Source organism: Paraburkholderia sp. BL9I2N2, assembly GCF_004339745.1.
Lineage (GTDB): Bacteria > Pseudomonadota > Gammaproteobacteria > Burkholderiales > Burkholderiaceae > Paraburkholderia.
This window is the reverse complement of sequence record NZ_SMGP01000002.1, coordinates 1,149,865-1,170,373: the sequence shown is the minus strand read 5'-3', so window position 1 is coordinate 1,170,373 and position 20,509 is coordinate 1,149,865. Positions and strand designations below refer to the sequence as shown.

At 58.8% G+C, this 20,509-nt stretch carries 20 protein-coding genes; 10 read left to right on the top strand and 10 right to left on the bottom strand.

Translation table 11 applies throughout. The features are described from left to right. Positions 1-8: 8 nt before the first annotated feature. The 4 genes from B0G74_RS27140 to B0G74_RS27125 all read right to left on the bottom strand — a co-directional run bounded on the left by B0G74_RS27140 (position 9) and on the right by B0G74_RS27125 (position 4,062). Positions 9-1,424: an NAD-dependent succinate-semialdehyde dehydrogenase gene (locus tag B0G74_RS27140; RefSeq protein ID WP_132378086.1), complete on the bottom strand. Its 1,416-nt coding sequence runs from the start codon at positions 1,422-1,424 to the stop codon at positions 9-11. A gap of 484 nt (positions 1,425-1,908) precedes the next feature. Beyond that, positions 1,909-2,226: a DUF4148 domain-containing protein gene (locus B0G74_RS27135; protein WP_207915707.1), complete on the bottom strand. Its 318-nt coding sequence runs from the start codon at positions 2,224-2,226 to the stop codon at positions 1,909-1,911. 103 nt (positions 2,227-2,329) lie between these two features. Beyond that, on the bottom strand, positions 2,330-3,361 hold the full coding sequence (locus B0G74_RS27130) for a helix-turn-helix transcriptional regulator (RefSeq protein ID WP_243658315.1): 1,032 nt from the start codon (positions 3,359-3,361) through the stop codon (positions 2,330-2,332). Positions 3,362-3,396: 35 nt separating this feature from the next. Further along, on the bottom strand, positions 3,397-4,062 hold the full coding sequence (locus tag B0G74_RS27125) for a glutathione S-transferase C-terminal domain-containing protein (RefSeq protein WP_243658314.1): 666 nt from the start codon (positions 4,060-4,062) through the stop codon (positions 3,397-3,399). 164 nt (positions 4,063-4,226) lie between these two features. Here B0G74_RS27125 and B0G74_RS27120 point away from each other — a divergent pair, with 164 nt between their 5' ends. Continuing rightward, positions 4,227-5,138: a LysR family transcriptional regulator gene (locus B0G74_RS27120; protein WP_132378082.1), complete on the top strand. Its 912-nt coding sequence runs from the start codon at positions 4,227-4,229 to the stop codon at positions 5,136-5,138. Between the two features lie 364 nt (positions 5,139-5,502). Here B0G74_RS27120 and B0G74_RS27115 read toward each other — a convergent pair whose 3' ends face one another. The 5 genes from B0G74_RS27115 to B0G74_RS27095 form a co-directional block, all read right to left on the bottom strand. Next, positions 5,503-7,074, bottom strand: coding sequence for an altronate dehydratase family protein (locus B0G74_RS27115; RefSeq protein WP_132378080.1), 1,572 nt, complete (start codon positions 7,072-7,074; stop codon positions 5,503-5,505). A gap of 79 nt (positions 7,075-7,153) precedes the next feature. Then, positions 7,154-7,849, bottom strand: a complete 696-nt coding sequence (locus tag B0G74_RS27110; RefSeq protein WP_132378078.1) for a hypothetical protein — start codon at positions 7,847-7,849, stop codon at positions 7,154-7,156. A gap of 28 nt (positions 7,850-7,877) precedes the next feature. Beyond that, on the bottom strand, positions 7,878-8,771 hold the full coding sequence (locus B0G74_RS27105) for a fumarylacetoacetate hydrolase family protein (protein WP_132378076.1): 894 nt from the start codon (positions 8,769-8,771) through the stop codon (positions 7,878-7,880). A gap of 12 nt (positions 8,772-8,783) precedes the next feature. Continuing rightward, complete coding sequence (locus B0G74_RS27100; protein ID WP_132378074.1) at positions 8,784-9,593, bottom strand: 2-keto-4-pentenoate hydratase; 810 nt, start codon at positions 9,591-9,593, stop codon at positions 8,784-8,786. Further along, positions 9,590-10,399: an IclR family transcriptional regulator gene (locus tag B0G74_RS27095; protein ID WP_132378072.1), complete on the bottom strand. Its 810-nt coding sequence runs from the start codon at positions 10,397-10,399 to the stop codon at positions 9,590-9,592. Before B0G74_RS27095 ends, B0G74_RS27100 begins: the two co-directional genes overlap by 4 nt. 84 nt (positions 10,400-10,483) lie before the next feature. Between B0G74_RS27095 and B0G74_RS27090 the strand changes: the two genes are divergently transcribed. The 9 genes from B0G74_RS27090 (at position 10,484) to B0G74_RS27050 (ending at position 19,995) form a co-directional block, all read left to right on the top strand. Then, a complete protein-coding gene (locus tag B0G74_RS27090; protein WP_132378070.1) occupies positions 10,484-11,917 on the top strand; it encodes an MFS transporter in 1,434 nt (477 codons plus the stop codon). Positions 11,918-12,054: 137 nt separating this feature from the next. Then, positions 12,055-12,417: a hypothetical protein gene (locus B0G74_RS46780; protein ID WP_279388621.1), complete on the top strand. Its 363-nt coding sequence runs from the start codon at positions 12,055-12,057 to the stop codon at positions 12,415-12,417. A 120-nt stretch (positions 12,418-12,537) separates the two neighbouring features. After that, positions 12,538-12,990 (top strand): cupin domain-containing protein, encoded by a 453-nt coding sequence (locus tag B0G74_RS27080; protein ID WP_132378068.1) that lies wholly within the window; start codon positions 12,538-12,540, stop codon positions 12,988-12,990. A 143-nt stretch (positions 12,991-13,133) separates the two neighbouring features. Further along, positions 13,134-14,054, top strand: a complete 921-nt coding sequence (locus B0G74_RS27075) for a shikimate dehydrogenase (RefSeq protein ID WP_243658311.1) — start codon at positions 13,134-13,136, stop codon at positions 14,052-14,054. A gap of 26 nt (positions 14,055-14,080) precedes the next feature. Further along, the gene (locus tag B0G74_RS27070) at positions 14,081-15,097 is read left to right on the top strand and encodes a Gfo/Idh/MocA family oxidoreductase (RefSeq protein ID WP_132378066.1); all 1,017 of its coding nucleotides are present in this window, start codon (positions 14,081-14,083) and stop codon (positions 15,095-15,097) included. Positions 15,098-15,426: 329 nt separating this feature from the next. After that, positions 15,427-16,662 carry a porin gene (locus tag B0G74_RS27065; RefSeq protein WP_132378064.1) on the top strand — a complete coding sequence of 412 codons (1,236 nt, stop codon included), beginning with the start codon at positions 15,427-15,429 and terminating at the stop codon, positions 16,660-16,662. 62 nt (positions 16,663-16,724) lie between these two features. Further along, positions 16,725-17,909: a fumarylacetoacetate hydrolase family protein gene (locus B0G74_RS27060; protein WP_132379405.1), complete on the top strand. Its 1,185-nt coding sequence runs from the start codon at positions 16,725-16,727 to the stop codon at positions 17,907-17,909. A 33-nt stretch (positions 17,910-17,942) separates the two neighbouring features. Beyond that, positions 17,943-19,385: an aldehyde dehydrogenase family protein gene (locus tag B0G74_RS27055; RefSeq protein WP_132378062.1), complete on the top strand. Its 1,443-nt coding sequence runs from the start codon at positions 17,943-17,945 to the stop codon at positions 19,383-19,385. Positions 19,386-19,728: 343 nt separating this feature from the next. Further along, positions 19,729-19,995: a transposase gene (locus B0G74_RS27050; RefSeq protein ID WP_132378060.1), complete on the top strand. Its 267-nt coding sequence runs from the start codon at positions 19,729-19,731 to the stop codon at positions 19,993-19,995. A gap of 16 nt (positions 19,996-20,011) precedes the next feature. Here B0G74_RS27050 and B0G74_RS27045 read toward each other — a convergent pair whose 3' ends face one another. Next, positions 20,012-20,224 carry a hypothetical protein gene (locus B0G74_RS27045; RefSeq protein ID WP_132378058.1) on the bottom strand — a complete coding sequence of 71 codons (213 nt, stop codon included), beginning with the start codon at positions 20,222-20,224 and terminating at the stop codon, positions 20,012-20,014. Positions 20,225-20,509: the final 285 nt, after the last annotated feature.

Sequence of the window (20,509 nt, the reverse complement as noted above, 5' to 3'; positions counted from 1 at the left end):
TTTGTGGATCAGTCCACGGCCTTGGCCCAGACTGCCTGGGCGTTGGTGAACTCGCGTAAGCCGAAATGCGACAGTTCGCGTCCGTAGCCACTCTTTTTCACCCCACCGACCGGAATGCGAGCGTTCGAGGCGGGATAGCCGTTGATGAATACGCCACCGGTTTCCAGGCGACGCGCGATGCGTTGTGCTCGTGCGACATCGCTGGTCCAAAGACTGCCGCCCAGCCCGTAATCGCTGGTATTCGCGAGCAGGATCGCTTGTTCTGCGTTGTCTGCCACCGTGATTGCTGCCACCGGCCCGAATGTTTCCTCGTCGAATGCCGCCATGCCCGGCGTGACGTCAGCTAACACCGTTGGTTCATAGAAGTTGCCGATTCCCTCGACCTTCTTGCCACCGAGCAGGAGCGTCGCACCGGCCGCGATGGTACGTTCGATCTGCTGGTGCAGTTCGTCGCGCAAGTCGTGGCGCGCCATCGGCCCAATCGTGCTCGTCGGGTCGAGCGGGTCCCCCACCTTTATTTGCTTTGCGGCAGCGACGAATTTCCGAGTAAATTCTTCGGCGATGGGCCTTTCAAGAATAAATCGCTTGGCGGCCAGACAGACCTGTCCGGCGTTCTGGAATCGTGCTTCGATGCCCGCTTTTACCGCTAGATCGATATTCGCATCGGCCAACACGATGAAGGCGTCCGCGCCCCCCAACTCCAGCAGACTCTTTTTAAGCGCCCTTCCTGCCGTCGCAGCCACCGCCGAGCCCGCTCGCATGCTACCTGTTAGCGTGATCGCCGCCACCCGATCGTCCTCGATCGTCCGGGCTACTGTCTCGTTGTCGGTATTCAGATTGGCGAAAAGCCCTTTTGGAAACCCAGCAGCTTCATACGCCTCCTGCAGGGCATAAGCAGAACCCATGACGTTCGGCGCATGCTTCAGTAAAAAGCCGTTACCCGACAGCATGACCGGACCAGAGGCGCGTACCACCTGCCACAAAGGGAAGTTCCATGGCATGACGGCCAGAACCGTGCCTATTGGCAGATACGAAACATGGACCTCGTCATCGCTATCGACCGAGACCGGTTCATCTGCAACGATCGCAGGGCCGTTTTCTGCGATCCACTCTATGGTAGCGGCGCATTTCTCAACCTCTGCGCGCGCTGCGCCGATGGTCTTGCCCATCTCGGCCGTGATGAGGGAAGCCAGACTATCTGATCTTTCGCGCAAGGTTGCCGAGAGGCGATGATAGGCAGCGACGCGTTCTCGCATCGGCGTCGCCCGCCACAGCCGGAAAGCTGCAGCACTATCAACAAGCAGGCGCTCCACTTCGTTGGCAGTCTGGAATGTATAGGTTGCGATCAGTTCGTTGGTCGCAGGGTTACGCGAGGTCGCGACGTTGACCGCGTTAGTGTTTGGCTGAGCGTTGTGATTCGACATCGTTATTGCCTCCTTGACAGATGAAATCAGCGAATGAGGTGCTGCTCTGATGGTCAGTTTAGGCAAAGCGATCTGGGTGAAGAAGGCGTCTCGTAATCCTATGACTGCGGGTCATAGGCAGCATGGTGTGAGATATACGTCACCAGGGAAAGGTCGGGCCGACCCTTGGCGTCATTGCGACATACGTGAGATCGATACGCGTGATGCGCACATGTGCAGAAATGCGGGTCGGACGCGGACCATCCAGTTCCGATCAAGATAAGCCGCTAGGTGCCGCTATCGAATGGCAAAGAAATTGAGCAAACGCATTTTGATTTCTTATCTAGCGGTAGCTCGGCGTACGCAAAAAAAAGCCAGCCGTAGCTGGGCGGGATCCACCGGCAAATATGCCGTAGGAGGAGGTACTAAAACAAGATGGCTGGCTTGCTATCGATCAAGACAGCAACCAGCCTTAGGCCGTATTTTGCCGATGCTCTAGATCAGCTTAGTGACCGGAATAGATCGACTTCGTAGCGATATTGGCGGTTGGCTTAAGCGAGGCGCCTGACGAGGATGATCCGCCCGAGACTCCACCGTAACCCGTAGCGGCGTTATTTTGCGCGGTGACACGTGCTTCGGCGGCTTGAATCTGCACCGGATAAGTTGCTTGGTCGCCAGCACCCGGCTGGTAGCCTGCCTGTTCAAGTTGAGCCAATTCAGCACGCACTTGCGCACGGCTAACAGGTGCATCTGACTGGGCGAACGACGATACAGCCGGAATAGCAAAAGCAGCGGCGACGATGAGTGATTGAATGAGTTTCATGATACTTACCTCCAGACTTGGGTTTTGTTCGCAAACACCCGTTTGCGATTCAGTGATGCCAGTCTAGACAAAGCGATTCGAGTGAAGAAGGCGTCTTGTAATCCTATGACTGCGTGTCATAGGCAGTATGGCGCGGGATATACGTCACCAGCGAAAGGTAGGGCCGGCCCTCCGGCGTCAACGCAACATACGTGAAATCGATATGTCCGGAAGTCGGATGCCGCAGACGTTTGCTGCCCTCATCAAAACCTTTCACGTCCGTGTCCTGCCACCAGTCACGGAACTCAGCGCTCTGTTGCGAGAGTTCATTAATCAGATCGTCGAACGGAACTTTGTCCTGCGCATGCGCGCGCGAGGCGCGGAACGTGGAGATCATGCCGCGCGCCATCTGCTCCCAATCGAGGATCAGCGTGCGATAGGGGGGATAGAGAAACAGCAGGCGTAACGTATTGCGCTCGTGCGGCTGCAGCGAGCCGTAATCGACGAAAAGGTCCGCAATCGCATCATTCCAGGCGAGTATGTCTAATCGCGTGTTGCGCACGTAGGCAGGGATGGGGTTGATCGCGCGAACCAGCCTTTCCAGACCTTCGGTAACTCCGCCGGTGGTCACGACGGCCGGTTCCTCACGGGCCGAAAGCGCAAAGAGATGAGAGGATTCGACCCGATCGAGTTTGAGAATCTTCGAGATGCGCCGCAGTGCGTCTGCGGAGGGCTGGATGTCGCGTCCCTGTTCGAGCCACGTGTACCAACTGACGCTGACGCCTGCGAGCACGGCGACTTCTTCGCGCCGCAAGCCCGGTGTGCGCCGCGGGCCCTCAGGCAGACCAAATTCCTTAGGCTGCAGACGCGCCCGTCGACTGGAGAGGAAGGTACCTAGCTCACGGCGTTGTTCGGGAGAGGTTTTCTTGACCATATCGCGCAATGTTCCTATGCCGAAAATATTGGGCCGAACAAGCGCCGACATTCGTAATGCCATTGAACACAGCAATGGATAGTGCGCCTGCGATGGTTGGGGCGGCCAGTACCGCCGCCTGTGTAAGCTGCTGAGTATAAAGTGCCCCGACGCGTCGTGAGGTATGACGTCGCCGGATCGCGCGGGATCATTTTCCTGAGCGTCGCGCGATGCCCAGCCCATTTTATGCCCGATTATCCAGCTCCGGTATGCCGCTGTTACCGTCGGCAATAGGCCACCTTGAAGCTCGGACGTTGTTGCCAACGTTGCCAGTAGGCATCCAAAAATTCGAAACGCTCGTCGAGCGGAGTGGCGTTCACCGGGAACTTCGAGAACGCGATTGCGGTCGCCAGCGTGATGTCTGAGAAGGTCGGTTCATTACCGCCCAGCAGCCACTGCCGGCCGTCCGACAGATGCTTGTTGACCAGCGCGGCATGGGCCAATGCTTCCTTGCGGCAGTGCTCACCCCACGCCTCGTTCTTCGTCAGTTCAAGCTTGAACCCGAGACCCGTGTGCAAAACGTGGAAGGCCGTGACAATCCGATACAGGATGTGAACCCAGATGCGGTTGTCCCACATATTGTCCAAGCCCTGCTCCAAGGGCGTGTCGCCCATAATCTTTCGACCGGGATAGGACTGGTCGAGATATCTGACAACGGCGGCTGTCTCGGAAAGGAAGCTACCGTCAGCAAGTTCAAGCGTCGGCGTTTCGCCCCATGGATTCATTTTCAAGTGACGCCAGCCACGCTGTTCGCCGACCGGCGTCATGTCATAGATGGTTTCGTCAAACTGATCTGCGATCCCCTTTTCGTGCATGAACAGACGCAGGCGCTGTGGGTTAGGGAAAGCCGAGGGAGAGGTGAAAACGTGCAGTTTGGTAGTCATTTGCGTCGTTCCTAATTGTAAGTTGAAGATGGCGCCAACCCGTATGCGTATAGGAGCTGGTCACAATTCCTTGTCTGCGCGAGCAGTGAATGCACTTTATTAGCTTGTTGACCATACATAAATGGTGTAAACATCAATTCATCTATTACATTTTGGAACAAACAATGGCCGCCATCGAATCGATCCAGCTCGGCAGCATCGAGCAATTTTGTAAAGCCGCGGAGTTGGGAAGTTTCACAGGCGCGGCCGAGGTTTTTGGCGTAACCCCGGCAGCGATCAGTCGATCGATCAGTCGGCTCGAACAGCGCCTTGGTGTGCGCCTGTTTTCGCGGACAACGCGCAGCGTCAAGGTCACAAATGAAGGGGAGCTTTATTGGAAGGAGTGTCAGATAGCGCTCGAGCAAATCGCCGAGGCAGAGCGCGCGATCACCGGCGCACAGACAGTGCCGAGTGGGCTGCTGCGCATCAGCGTCAGTGCCGCTTACGGGACATATCGCTTACTGCCTTTGATGCCCAAGTTCACCGAGGCCTATCCACAGATCGACATCGAGATAAGTATCTCGGACAAGATCATTGATTTTGTTGAAGAGGGGTTTGATCTTGCTATCCGATTAGGCATCCAGCGTGATTCGCGACTGGTGGCATATAAGCTGGAGGATGCGTCTTTATGCGTTTTCAGTACACCAGATTACTTACGTAGAAGAGGCACGCCGCTATCGCTCAATGATCTTGAGAAGCATGACTGCATTCAATACGTGTCCCCTAATACTGGGCGACCGATGCAGTGGTTGTTTACTGATGAAAAAGGGGCTGAGATTGAACAACCGATAAAGAGCCGAATGCGGGTACTCAATGATGCGCTAGGGTGCGTCGCCTGGGTCAATGCGAGCGGCGGCCTTTACCAGACCTACCGTTTCGCGGCGGCCGAAGCTTTAAAGCGTGGCGATCTCGTGGAGATCCTTCAGAAATATGGTGGACGCTCCCGGCCGTTCTCCATCCTCTATCCGCAGAATCGCCACTTATCAGCGAAGGTGCGTGCGTTTGTCGACTTTCTACGGTCAGCCGTAAGCGCGTAGTCAGCGCAGCAAACACAGTCGTTTCAGGATCTTCCAAAATTTATCGTTCCGTGGACGCTTCGGGTATGACTCGCCAGTATCAGCTACGCGTGATAGTCCGCTTTTAGCGGCGGAGCCGACTCACGGACCTCAATGTGAGCACCTAACGGACGTCCGCAGATGGCCGACTCCCGCCCGATGCGGTCGGCTCAACCCGACCCCAAGCAGCCGCCCAAATTACCGTAGGTCTACAGGCGGCTATCGGCTGCATAGCGGCCCTTTAATTCCGCTTACTCGCATAGACGCGCCTGCTTAGGAAAGGGCTGCGGGGGAAAACACTGCCTGCTTAGCAGCATTGAGACCGTCGACTGATATCGATCTGCGTTCACATAATTGCGCTAATCTGCCAAGGTACGAATTCGTTCTGTCCGTAACCGTGCCGCTCACTGCGTGAACGGGTCCCCGAAGCGACATCTAACAGCAATTTGAAAAGCACTGCGCCAAGTTGCTCAATTGAAGTTTTGCCTTCCAACACTTCTCCGCAGTTCAGGTCCATATCGTCGGATTGCCGTTGCCAAAGTGCTGTGTTAGTTGCAAGTTTGACAGACGGCGTAGGCGCGCAGCCGTAAGCTGAACCACGTCCCGTCGTGAAGCAGATCAGATTCGCACCGCCGGCTACCTGGCCCGTAGCCGACACGGGGTCGTAGCCGGGCGTGTCCATGAACACCAGACCGCGTGCCTTAACGGGCTGTGCGTATTCGTACACCTCGGTGAGGTTTGTCGAGCCTGCCTTTGCGATACCGCCCAGTGATTTCTCGAGGACGGTCGTCAAGCCGCCGGCCTTATTTCCGGCCGACGGATTGTTGTTGATCTGGGCCCCCTGCCGCTGCGCGTACGCTTCCCACCACCTGATGCGATCGAGCAGCTTTCGACCCACCTCGGGCGTTGCGGCGCGGCGCGTTAGTAGGTGCTCCGCGCCATAGATCTCGGGCGTCTCCGAGAGAATCGCGGTGCCGCCGTGCTGCACCAGCAAATCAACGGCTGCGCCCAGTACCGGATTGGCTGTGATGCCAGAATAGCCGTCCGATCCTCCGCATTGCAGACCGATCGTGAGATGACTCGCGCTGACCGTCTCTCGCCTCACGTTGTTCGCTTCAGGCAACATGCGCTGAACCAGTTCAACACCCTTCGCAATTGTCAATGTCGTACCACCGCTGTCCTGGATCGTGAACGTTCGCAATCGATCGTGTTCGCGGAGCCCCTGTGTCTCAAGTAGTCGCGAAATCTGGTTCGTTTCACAGCCGAGACCTATGATCAGCACGCTCGCGAAGTTGGGATGGCATGCATAGCCGCCGAGCGTGCGCTGCAAAATCGCGAGACCGTCGCCCTCCGAGTCGATTGCGCAACCTGAACTATGTGTTAGTGCGACGACGCCATCAACGTTCGGAAACGCGGCTAGTGCTTCCGGACGAACGTCGCGCCGAAAATGGTCAGCAATGGCTCGTGCAACGGTGGCCGAGCAATTAACAGAGGTGAGAATTCCGACGTAGTTACGCGTGGCGACACGGCCGTCTTCCCGGACAATGCCCTGAAATGTTGCCGGCTCATCCGACAGAACAGTCGGACGCGCGGCCTGACCAAACGCGTAGTCGCGCGTGAAGTCGCCCATCGCGAGATTATGGGTGTGTACATGCTGCCCCGCGCGAATGGGCTGGCTTGCAAAGCCGATGACCTGGCCGTAGCGGAGCACCGCCTCACCCTGACCGATGTCACGTGTCGCCACTTTGTGACCGGGCGGAATCAGTCCCGAAACTGTCAACGCTTCTTTCTCGATCACCGTGCCGGACACAAGCTGTTCGAGCGCGATAACAACATCGTCGGCCGGATTGAGCCGTATGGCACGAGCCGACATCGGCGCGATGGAGGGGACGGACGCGTCGGCAATATTCAACGGCATGGCACTACTCCTACGTTTCTCAGGGTAAAGGCCGGTCGCGCCTGTCCATATGGGATTCGCGCGAAGGACCATGCGCCGCTTAGCCGGCGCTCCAGGGCGTTTTGCAGCGCGTGTACTCAAGTTGATAAAGGGTCGTGTCCGGTGCTGTCACGCCGGCCTGGGGCAATGCCGCGAGTCCCGAAACGAAACGGTCCACCGCTGAACGGACATAGTCTGCCCGGCACCCTTCGACTAACACGATCCATGTCGGTACCTGGGTGCCTTCTGAACGCGCCTTCTTCTCCGCCGTTTCCACCTTGCTGATCGCTTCGTCGGCAAGGCACAGGTGCACGCCCGTGATACCCGGTAGGTCCACAAGGGGCGGCAGGACTCGCTGACGCAAAGCCATCATGACCTCTGCCCGCGCAGCCGATGGCACGTCAAATCGCACAGTCATGAGATTGGCACCTTGCCCAACACCGTCCGAATAGGCCACGTGACAGATTGAGCGTGCGACGCCCCGGAAAGAGGCGACTACCTGTTTGGTCCACGGCGTCGGCGTATTCAGCCGGGAAAGGTAGTCTTGCGCGCCAAGCACCTCGACGGTGTCGGCCTCGTAAAGATTGAAGTACTCCGGACCTGAATCCAGTGCTATAAAGCGCCGACCGCGCCTGAATCCTGGAATCCCGGCGCGTTCGGGCATGTGCTCGCGGTTGTGCCACTCGTAAAATTCGTCCTTCGCTTCCGGCAGCAGGTCATGCCAGATTGCGACCACGCCCGTTCCAGCAAGGCTCATATCTCCTCCTTTGTCAAATTGAATCGTCTTACAGTGCCAATGGATACTCGCCGCGGCCCCATGCCGCGCCGAGCGTGTCCGCATACTGCACAACGTTTTGTGTCTGCGCGCCGAGTCCGTTGCCGCCAAGCGTCATCGTGTCGCCTGCTTTCAGGAAGACCGGTGGCTTCTGACCGAGGCCCACGCCGGGAGGCGTGCCCGTAATGATGACGTCGCCAGACATCAACGGCATGAAGCGGCTGAGATACGCCACGATATGCGCGACATTGAAGATCATGGTCCGTGTGTTGCCGGTCTGACGACGCGTGCCGTTGACGTCGAGCCACAGGTCCAGAACCTGCGGGTCGGGAATTTCATCCCGCGTGACAAGCCACGGTCCGAGCGGAGCGAACGAGAATCCGCTTTTACCCTTGGTCCACTGCCCTTCGCGTTCGAGCTGATACGCGCGTTCGGAAACATCATTCGCAAGGCAGTAGCCCGCCACATGGTCAAGCGCGTCTGCTTCGTCGATCTGCCAGGCGGGTTTGCCGATCACCACGCCGAGTTCGACCTCCCAATCCAGCTTTTGCGCGTCTGCGGGCAAGATGACCGGGTCGTTCGGGCCGCTGATGGAGCCCGTATGCTTGTTGAACACCACAGGTTCGCGTGGTATCGGCGTGTCGGTTTCAGCAGCATGATCGGAGTAGTTCAGACCAATGCACACGAGATTACGGACGTTGCCGACGCAGGCGCCGAGACGCGTGCCCGCTTCAACGACGGGTAAACGATCTAAATCGAGTTCGCTCAGCTTTGCAAGGGCGGCCGGCGAGACAGTCGTTCCATCAATGTCGCTCACGATGCCGCTCAGATCGCGGATCGCGCCGCTCGAATCGATGATACCGGGGTGCTCCTGGCCAGGCTGGCCGAAACGGACGAGACGCATCTGATGCTCCTATCAAGACAAAAAAGTAATCGGCAATGTGCCGAGGTTGCCGAAGCCAACACGCAACTCGCAGCCGATTGGCAACTCCAGCACACCCGCGTAAGAGCCGGTGATAACAGCCTGGCCGGCATGCAGTCCGATGCCGCGGACACGAAGGAAATTGGTGAGCCACACGATCGGCGCCAGTATGCTGCGATCAGGGTGGCGGCCTGCGAACGTGACTGCTTCTTCCCCGACGCTGGCCAGACTGATATCCAATTCGACGGGGAGATCGGCCAGCGTCGCGCCCGCGACCGGATTAACGCGGGGTCCAATGACAAGGCCGGCATTGAACAGGCCGTCTGCCAGTAGTTCAGGGAAAGTCAGCGTTTCGGGATGCGAGTAACGACTGCCTAGCAATTCAAGTGCGAGGTGCGTGTGCCCAAGAGCGGCGAGTACTTCAGCCTCGCTATAGGCGTCGCGCCGTGTGGGAAGGTCGCGGTTCAGCAGAAGGGCCAGTTCGGGCTCTGCCCTCACAAAGGCACGCGGAGGCCCACTCATGCGACATACATCGCCTCGATGGATATAAGCGTCATAGATCGGCGCGGCGATGATTTTCCCCGGCTGCGGAAGCGCGCATTTCCATGCGGCGATCCGCCCACCTAGCTGATGGCTGACCTCCTGCTGGATTGCAAAACCGTCGTCCACATTCGCAGGCAACAGTTCGACAGGCAGCCGCCCGACGAGCTCGCCTTTTCGGCGCGCTGTCACAAGAATGCGTGCAGCCTGTTCTCGCGGACTGGCGATAACCTCGGCGGCCTGTGTTGCTGATGGCACGTTCATGCCGCCTCACTTACGTTGGCACCAACGCCTTGGCGCGGCCATACCGCGCCTAGCTTCGAAGCCGCTTCGTTTAATAACGCGTAGAAGGCGTCGTAACGCTCGGGCTGAACTCGCATTACCGGTCCAGCAATGCTCATCGTGCCGACCACCGTACCGTCGCTCAGCGACCTCACAGGCACCGCCAAAGCAGCGACACCCGGTTCGGCTTCTTCTACGACAAGCCCATAGCCGCGCTGCCTGGTCACTTCCAACTCCGGAATCAACTGCTCGATGCTTGTGATTGCCTTGGGCCCGCATGCGCTGGCGACAGCTTTTCCGAGTCCGCCACGCAACGCACATTCGACCGCCTGGTCGTTTGACATCGACGCAAGCCACACCTTCCCGTTCGCCGTTGCATGCAAGGTAATCGGGCTATCCATTGACGGCGAATACATGAGACCCGGTGCCGCGCCTTGCGAGGACGCCAGCCACGCGAGTTTTCCCTCGCTCACGACCGTCAGCCGGACCAGTTCGCGGCACTGAACCGCGACCTCATCGATGATCGGCTGCACCAGGCCCGGCAAGCCAAGCCCATGCAAGTACCGCTGACCAAGCAAGGAAAGCTTCAAAGTCAGACGGTATTGAGAAGTGTGTTCGTCCTGTTCGGCCCAGCCCTGCTCGCACAGCTGCGCAAGTACTCGATGGGCCGGTCCTTTCTCGAGCTCGAGTTCAGCGGCGATATCGGACATACGCATCCAGCGCGCCTCACGTGCGAGCAACTCGATCGCCTGAAGCGATCGGTCAACTGCTCCCTTGACAACTCTCATAATGTGAGTAACATCCTTCCTATTGGAACGGTGTTACAACAATAAACCAACAGCACCGGAAAGTCAATTACGATGGAGACAGGCATGAACGCACAAACACAGGCTAAGCCCCACGGCAAGCGCCAGTCGAAGATCGCAGCAGCCAGTGGTTGGGTCGGCTCAGCGCTCGAGTACTACGACTTTTTCATCTACGCGACGGCTGCGACATTGTTGTTCCCGCAGCTCTTCTTTCCATCACACAATCCAACGGTAGGCATCGTCGCGTCACTGGCGACGTTCGGCGTCGGCTATGTCGCAAGGCCAATAGGGGCTATGGTGCTGGGGCACCTTGGCGATCGTCACGGGCGAAAGACCGTGCTGATCTTCTGCATGTTCCTGATGGGCTTCGCGACGCTGTGTGTTGGCCTATTGCCCACCTATCAGCAGATCGGCATCTGGGCACCAGTGCTGCTCGTCGTCCTGCGGCTCATTCAGGGATTCGCGGTCGCGGGAGAAATGTCCGGAGCAAGTTCCATGATTCTCGAACATGCGCCCTTCGGACGGCGTGGATTTTTTGCCAGCTTTACCTTCCAGGGAGTTCAGGCAGGGCAACTCCTTGCAGCGGGCATCTTCTTGCCGCTCGCGCACTTCATGCCAAAGGAACAATTTGCTTCGTGGGGCTGGCGCATTCCGTTCCTGCTGAGCATCGTCGTGGTCATTGTGGGTTACATCATTCGCCGCGAGGTTGATGAGACCCCTGCTTTTTCGGAAGAAAAGGCCCACGGAGAAATTCCTTCTTCCCCGGTGATCGAGGTCCTGCGTGATAGCTGGGGTGATGTCCTGCGTGTCGTCGGTATGGCGCTTGCCGCGGTCACCGCGCTTCTGGCGACCGTTTTCGGCGCGACCTATGCGGTCCAGCCGGCGTACGGTATTGGCTTTCCTGCCGCCGTCTTTCTGTGGGTGCCTGTCCTCGGCAACCTTTGCTCCGTCATACTGATCCCCCTCGTGGGCAACCTCTCGGACAAGATCGGTCGCAGGCCCCCCGTTATCGTCGGCGTTGTGAGCTCCGGAATCTTCGCTTTCGGCTACCTGTACGCCATCAGCATTCACAGTATCTGGCTCTCACTGCTCTTCTCGTTGCTCATGTGGGGCGTCGCTTACCAGGGCTTCAACGGCGTGTTCCCGAGTCTGTTCCCCGAACTGTTCCGCACGCGCGTGCGTGTCACCGGCATGGCGATCGGACAAAACGTAGGGACGACCTTGTGTGCCTTGCTGCCGTCGCTTTTCGTCGCAGTCGCGCCCCCTGGGTCCACCAACATCCCGTTGAAAATTGGCTTTCTCACGTTCGGCATTTGTCTGGTTGCTGCGTTTGCCGCGTTCACCACCCGGGAAACGTACCGTATTCGCCTCGACGATCTCGGCGACCGCAACGCTACGCCTGTACCTACGGCCGAATATGAACGCCTGCGCAGTGAAGCGATGGCCACGACGAGCAAGGATGCCGCCGAGTCGGGATTCGCCCACAACATGCGGCCTTGAGCTGCCGCCGGCTGCCTGCCGGGCGTGATCCCCGCGTGGGCACGACGCAAATAGGACATCGCATGCAAACGTGCACTTCAGAGCCGTACGCCGATTCGAATGTGCACCAATTGACCCTCGTTTTAAATTGAGACGCAATGCGACCACATATCTCAGGCACAACGCGGCTCTACGGTTTGGTAGCCGACCCGCTGAGCGCGGCGAAGTCGCCACAGTTGCTGAACAGGCAGTTTGTCGAACAGTGCACCGACGCAGTTTGCGTTCCTTTCTGGGTCAAACCAGATAGCCTGCCGGCCTTCGCCGCCGGTGCACGAGCGATGGGCAATCTCTCCGGGATGCTCGTCACAATGCCGCATAAGCAACGGATGCTCGCGTTTGTCGACGAGCTGGATTCGACATGCTCGTCACGTCGGCGCGCTCAACGGGTGCGCGCCGAGGCTGTGGCCGGACGAATCGGAACAGCCGATGCGCAAAACGTTGCAAACCAGGCTCACAAATAACTGCTTTGGCCGGTCCCACTGCTCGCTAGTAGTGCGTCGGTGCCACTCGGCTTGAGCCGAACAGGAATCAGGTAACCGCGGCACTAGCGAATATCTTGACGCCGCACAAAGGAAATGCAAATGCACAACGAAGACATACCCCGCTACGACGGCCCACGTGAGCTCGCGCAATCTCTAAGCGCGTTTGCGCGCATCAGCGCGGCCGAAGCGCCCTGGAACCAGGAAGGCTTGCGCGCCGATTCCGAGTACCGCGACCTCGGACTCGCCGCGGTGACCAACGGGCGCATCGGCGCAAAGCACATTCGCGCGCTGAAGCCGTTCACCGAGCCTACTGGCTGGCATTGGCACGACATGACCGGGCACTACCTGTATGTGCTGCGCGGATCCGTGACGTTCCGTTTCGCCGGTGTCGAGGGCGACGTGACGCTTAACGCGGGTGACGGACTGTCACAGCCGGCCGGCATCCCGCACAACGTCATGTGGCGCTCCGACGATCTCGAGGTCATTGAGATTAACGAGCCCGCTGTCTACGGGACCTGGGATCTGGAGGTACCGCCGGCGCCATGGAAGTAATCGTCTACACCTGGCATTTCGAGCGTCATGACATCGCTTGCTCTCGGCGCACACGACAGTCGCAGACAGCTTAAAACGCAATGAATGCGCTGCGTCAAAGAGCTGCGGCATTCGCTTCAAAGCGGTTCGGTCGGAGAATGTAAGTGTCCGACACGCGCTTGGTACGCCAAATCCCGGAGCAGTCAGGTAAGACTGCATCTTTAGCCAACATCGAACACCACCCAGCAATGAATCCACATATCACAGGTAAAACGCGACTCTATGGATTAGTGGGCGATCCTCTGACGGCCGCCAAGTCGCCACAATTATTGAACCAGCTTTTTGCGGACCAGCGTGTTGACGCGGCTTGCGTCCCGTTCTGGGTCAAGGCGGAAAGCCTCTCCGAGTTCGTCAGCGGTGCGCGAGCGATGGGCAATCTCTCCGGCATGCTCGTCACCATGCCTCATAAGCAACGAATGTTGGAATACGTCGATGAACTGGATCCAACGGCCCGTCAGGTCGGCGCGCTCAACGTCATCCGTTGTGAGGCGGATGGACGTTGGGTCGGAGCGATATTTGATGGCGTTGGTTGCGTTCTTGGGATGCAATGGGAAGGCAACCACCCGGCGAATAAGTCCGTGCTTCTCGTCGGCGCCGGAGGCGCAGGGAGCGCCATCGCATTTGCGGTCGCCTACGCAGGCGCTAGCAAGCTGACCATATCCGATGTCGACGCACGTCGGGCTGGAGACCTTGCGGCATCCGTTGCTGCTGAAACCGGCTGCGACGTATGTTCGGGGCCTCCTGACCCGCAAGGCTTCGACGTCGTCATCAATGCCACGCCGCTTGGCATGAAAGTGAACGATGCCATGCCGGTCGATCCGGAGCGGCTCGCGCCCGGCGCCATCGTCGTCGATATCATCAACGCGCCCGAGCCGACGCCGCTTCGACGCGCCGCGCATGCGCGCGGGTGCCGTACCCAGGACGGGGGACCGATGCATCAAGGGCAGGCTGTCTACGCGCTTAAATTTCTGGGATTCGATTACCTCCCCGATGGACGATCAGCGACGGATCACGGCCTTCGATGAGTCGGGAATTTCAAAGGAGAATACACATGAAAGTTGCTTTGCTGGAGGTCAGCCATTGGCATGTCCCGCTCTATCTGGATGCGCTGGAAGCGCCCGGGATTGAAGTGGTCGCGGTGTCGGATGCGGAGAAGGTCAAGGGTGAAGCAATCGCCGCACGATTCGGAAGCAAGCTGTACTCGTCGGCCTATGAATTGCTCGAGCGTGAGGAAGTCGATTTTGCCTTCGTGTTCGGGCGGCATTCTGAAATGCCGGCGCTCGCCGAGGCCGTAATCGCACGACACATACCCTTCGCGCTGGAGAAACCGTGCGGCGTCAACATGTCGCAGGTCACCCGACTTCGCAAACTGACCGAGGAAGCCAACCTTTATTGCGCAGTGCCATTGATCTTCCGTATGAGCGAGTTGCTCCGCTCGCTCGAAGATGCCGAGGGGCGCATACCGTCAGACTTCAATTACATGTCGTTCCGTTTCATTGTGGGACCGCCCAGTCGATACGAAGCGGCCGGTGCCGGCTGGGCGCTCGATCCGGTTTATTCCGGAGGCGGATCGACCATCAATGTGGCGACTCACTTCATCGACCTTTTTAGATTGCTCACTGGCAAGCAGATCGCCCGAGTCTCCGCCACGATGAACTCAAGAACGCATCGAGGAGCCGTTGAAGACTATTCGCTGCTGACCATGCAAACCGAAGACGGCGTAATCGGCCTGGTGGAAACGGGATACAGCTTCCCCAGTACACCCGACGAGCAGCGCGAATTTTCGTTCACTCTTTCATCCGATCGTATATACGCGAAATCCGGGCCCGACCGGATCGAGATTCGGGAAAGAAACAACCTGTCTGCCGGCACGCGAAGCCGCCGCCTCCAGCTCGAGACTGACATTTACTACCCGTTGTTCGTCAAGCGCGTGCTAACGGAATGCCGTACTGGAGCAAGGCCGATCGCGTCGTTGCGCGACGCAGAGCTCATGATGCAAGTCATGGACGCGGCCTACGCCTCGGCCCGACAGGGCGGAGTGTCTATTGAACTGGATCCCGTTTCGTAGCGACAAATCTGTAGCGTACGAAAAATGCGAGACAGCCGACATACATGCGCCGAAGGATCGTTGTCAATCGCCGCAGCATGGGTAGCTGCTCGCAATCTGATGAATCTATCGCATTAACCAGGAATTTCCCTGCAAGTCTAGTTGTTCAGATTCGCCTGGAAGTGACGCCGCGGCACTACGTTAGTTGTCCGTACTTGATATGACGCGCGAGCCGACGAATTTAGTTTTATGTATTCCGACGACACCAACGGTCGATCTGAGCATGCCCAATGCGTTCGTACCGGTCCGATATAGCAAAAGCAATCCACTTGGACATAGAGGAGAATTTAATGAAAGGTTTCAACTTGACGAAGGTCGCCGTCGCCGCAGCAACGGCACTCGCGGCAGTCGCGCCGGCGTTCGCTCAGAGCAGCGTGACGCTCTACGGTATTGTCGATGACTCGATTGTCTATCAGAGCAGCCAGACGTCGCTCGGTTCGACGAGCGGTGGTCGGTCGAACGTCAAGATGGCATCGGGCATCTGGGCGGGCAGCCGCTTCGGCCTGAAGGGCGCAGAAGATCTGGGCGGCGGCACCAGGGCCATCTTCCAGTTGGAGTCGGGCTTCAACATCAACAACGGCGCGCAGCAGTACGCCAACGCGATGTTCGGCCGTCAAGCCTGGATCGGTCTGACGAACCAGAACTTCGGTACGCTGACATTGGGTCGCCAATACACGTCTTACTACACACTGATGGCGCCGTACAGCCCGACGAACTGGCTGACCGGCTACTTCGGCGCGCACCCGGGCGATCTGGACGCATTGGACACGATCTACCGCGCGAACAACTCGATCGTCTATACGTCTCCGAACCTCTATGGCGTGACGGTCAGCGGCTCGTACTCGCTCGCGGGCGTGCCGGACAGCGTCTATCGCGGTTCGACGTGGTCGGCGGCGATCCAGTATCAGCAAGGCCCGATCGGCGGTACGGTTGCGTTCTCGCGCGTCAACAACTCGACCGTCGGCGGCGGCGTCTACGGTGCGGATTCGACGATGAACACGGCTGGCCAGTCGGGCGTGTCGGCGGTGACGAATGGCTATCAGGGCGCGCAGGCGCAGAATCGCTTCGCGGTCGGCCTCGGCTACGTGTTCAACAGCGCGTGGGACATCTCGGCGACCTACACGAACGTTCAGTACATCCCGGGCGTGCTGTCGAAGTTTACCGACGAGCAAGTCTTTAATACCGCGGGCACCGTGCTGCACTGGAAGCCCGCGACGGCATGGGACTTTGCTGCAGGCTACAGCTACACGTGGGCGAGCAAGGCGAACGGAATCGACGACGCAGCGTCGTACCACCAGTTCAACCTGTCCCAGTACTACGCGTTGTCCAAACGTACCGGGTTCTACGCACTTCAAGCGTTCCAGCGCGCGAACGGCCGCACGCTCGGCACGCCGACGTTCACGGCGGCAGGCGCGACGAACCGTCAGATCGATGCAACCGCATCAATCGGCGACGGCTTCCAGTCGACTCCCTCGTCCTCGCGCAGCATGTTCGCAGCAGGCGTGGGTATCGTCCACCGCTTCTAGCACTGAGTTTAATTTTATGGCACTACGATTGCCAGCACTTTCAATGCACATTGGATCAGTTCATGACCTCATATTCCAGCTATCTGCCTGACGACTTCGACGGTGCCCTGCTCGTTGGCCGCGTGTGGCGTCAAACGAAAAACGGCGCGGGACCGTGCGTCGTTGCCGTTCGCGGCGGGGAAGTATTCGATATCTCCCGCATCGCACCAACAGTGTCCGATCTTTTCGATCGCCAGGATCTGGTCGAACTCGTCCGGCACGCTTCCGGCGAATCTCTGGGTCATGTCGGCAATCTGATCGAAGCCACCGTCGCCGCACAACGGAATGACGATCAAACCTACCTCCTGGCTCCCTGCGATCTGCAAGCCATCAAAGCCTGTGGCGTAACGTTCGCCGTTAGCCTTCTTGAGCGCGTCATTGAAGAGCAGGCAGGCGGCGAACCTGCGAAGGCTGAGGAAGTGCGCGCTGCGATCACGCGTCTGATCGGCACCGATCTATCCAAAATCAAGCCCGGCTCAGAAGCTGCCGCCAAGCTCAAGGAAGAGCTGCAGCGACGCGGTGCATGGTCGCAGTACATGGAAGTCGGAATCGGTCCCGATGCAGAGGTATTTTCGAAGTCGCAGCCTATGTCTTCAGTGGGACTCGGTGCCGATATCGGCTTGCTGCCTGCTTCGAAGTGGAACAACCCAGAGCCGGAGATCGTCCTCGCAGTCAACAGCAAGGGCGAGGTGGTGGGCGCCACACTGGGTAACGACGTCAACCTGCGCGACATCGAAGGCCGCTCGGCGCTGCTGCTGGGCAAATGCAAGGACAACAACGGCTCATGCGCGATCGGCCCGTTTATCCGCCTGTTCGACGGATGGTTCACGCTGGACACGATTCGAGAAACGAGTGTTTCGCTGCGCGTCGAAGGTACCGACGACGGCTTCGTGCTTGAAGGCATCAGCCATATGCGGGAGATCAGCTGTGACCCTCTTGACCTGGTGAGTCAGACCTGGGGCAAGCACCATCAGTATCCCGACGGCTTCATGTTGTTCCTCGGCACGATGTTCTCTCCGATCAAGGATCGCGATGCGCCGGGTGGCGGCTTTACGCATCACCTCGGCGACCGCGTGACGATCAGCGCCCCTCCGCTTGGCGCGCTCGTCAACACCGTGCGGCTGTCGACCCAAATCGCTCCGTGGACATTCGGCGTGCGTGCGCTGTACGCCAACCTCGCCGAGCGCTCGCTGCTGAACCCCAGCTGATCAAGCAAGTATTTAATCATTGACGGATTTACGATGACACAATTCAAGAACTTCATTGGCGGCGAATGGGTCGATGGCAACGACTTCGCTGCCAATGTGAACCCCTCGGACACAAGCGACGTGATCGGCCAATTCGCACAGGCCAGCGCAGATCAGACACAGAAAGCGATCGCGGCTGCACGCTCAGCCTTTCGCACATGGTCGCTCAGCACTCCACAACAGCGTTTTGACTTGCTCGACCAGGTCGGCAGCACCATCCTTGCGCGCAAAAACGAACTCGGTAAGCTTCTGGCACGCGAGGAAGGGAAAACGCTCGCCGAAGCAGTCGGCGAAGTGGGACGCGCTGGACAGATTTTCAAATTTTTTGCGGGCGAGGCATTGCGGGTCGGCGGCGAGATTGTGCCGTCCGTTCGCCCGGGACTGACGGTCGAAGTCACACGCGAACCGCTGGGCGTCATCGGTCTGATTACGCCGTGGAACTTCCCGATCGCTATTCCCGCCTGGAAGATCGCGCCTGCGCTCGCGCATGGAAACTGCGTCGTCATCAAGCCGGCGGAACTCGTGCCGGGCAGCGTATGGGAGCTCGTCAGGATCATCGCCGAAGGCGGTGCACCGGCGGGCGTAATCAATCTCGTCATGGGCACGGGTTCGATCGTCGGCGAAACACTCGTCAAATCAGCTGACGTAGATGCCATCAGCTTCACCGGCTCGGTTGGGACCGGCCAGGCGATCGCCGCGAAATGCGTCGCCACTGGGAAGAAGTTCCAGCTCGAGATGGGTGGCAAGAACCCGATGGTCGTACTCGACGATGCCGATCTGGACGTCGCGGTCGAGGCGTGCATCAACGGCGCCTTCTACTCCACCGGCCAGCGTTGTACCGCCTCTAGCCGCCTGATCGTGACGAACGGAATCCACGACCGTTTTGTCGAGGCCATGCAGGCGCGCATGCGCAGTCTCAAGATCGGTAACGCGCTGGATGCGTCGACGCAGATCGGTCCCGTTGTCGACGCCAAACAGCTAGAACAGGACGAGCGTTATATCGAACTCGCACGCACCGAAGGTGGCTCGGTGTTTGGCGGTGGCCGTGTTTCCTCGGCGACTGAAGGATTTTTCCTGGCGCCCGCCCTCGTGACCAACACGACCCCGGCGATGACGATCAACAGGGAGGAAGTGTTCGGTCCTGTCGCTTCCGTCATCGAGGTCGCGGATTACGAGGAAGCGCTTGCCGTAGCCAACGACACGCCATTCGGCCTTTCCGCTGGCATCTGCACCATGTCGCTGGCTCATGCGAGCCATTTCAAGCGTCACGTACAGGCCGGTATGGTAATGATCAATACGGCGACCGCGGGCGTCGATTACCACGTTCCGTTCGGCGGGCGCAAAGGCTCGAGCCTGGGTCCCCGTGAACAAGGCACCTATGCGCGCGAGTTCTATACAATCGTGAAAACCGCTTACATGGCTCCCGGGAACGTTTGACCAAGCGATAAAAACCGCGATAAATCGCACATCCCTATGACATGCGCGAGTGCTCGCTAAGCTCGACACGACCGCACGGGCGGCGTGAACCGTAACCGGCTACCCGGCAGCCGGTTACACGGCAGTTGACATGCTTATACATGTCAGCTGTAGCGAGGAAACATTCGACGGCCGGAGATCACCGAGAGGATGGCCACGTTCGAAGGTCCGCTGATCGGTTTGTAGCAGCCGCTCGAATGACCATCTTTGCGCAACTGCGAAAGGCTGTAAGCGCCCGGTGATGGCATCTTGATCAACGCAGCAGCCTTGGGAGCATCGTGTTCACTAACGAATAGGTGGACAAGTGAACACTATTGACCAAGATGCCGCTTCAGGGCGCCGCAAACGGCGGCGATACACGGATGAATTCAAAGCGGAAGTAGTGGCCGCCTGCCAGGGACCAGGCGTTTCGGTTGCCGCGATCGCGTTGATGCATAAACTGAATGCCAACTTGCTTCGGCGGTGGTTGGAGAAAGCCGAGAGCGGCGCAACGACGACGGGCAGTGACGTCGTGGCAATGAAGCCGTCAGAGGCGGCACCCATACCACCTGCTTTCGTCCCTTTCAACTGAGCGACGCGAATGATCATCAAAGGGAAATCCGCGTCGAGGTACGGCGCGGCCAACAATCGATCACGGTCAGTTGGCCGACATCAGACGCGGCCCAGTGCGCAGCGTGGTTACGCGAGTGGCTGAAGTGATCCGCATCGACGAGGCGTGACTCGCTGTTGACCCGCTGGACATGCGAGCGGGTTTCGATACAATACTCGCGCGCGTGGTCGCTGTGTTTGACGCGGCTCATCCCAACCACGCCTATCTCTTCACCAACCGTCGGGCCAACCGCATGAAGGTGCTCGTGCACGACGGAATCGGAATCTGACTGGCAACACGACGGCTGAACCAGGGACAATTCGTCTGGCCGCAGCCCGGAACCGACACGCGTCGGGCGATCACGCAGGAGCAGTTGGCCGGACTCGTGCTCGGATTGCCGTGGCAGCGCATCGGCCAGGACGGCGTGATTCGCGTGGTGTGAGCCGGCCCGCGGCAATCGGTGCGTGTGCCAATACCCTTGTCGCACGGGCTTTGG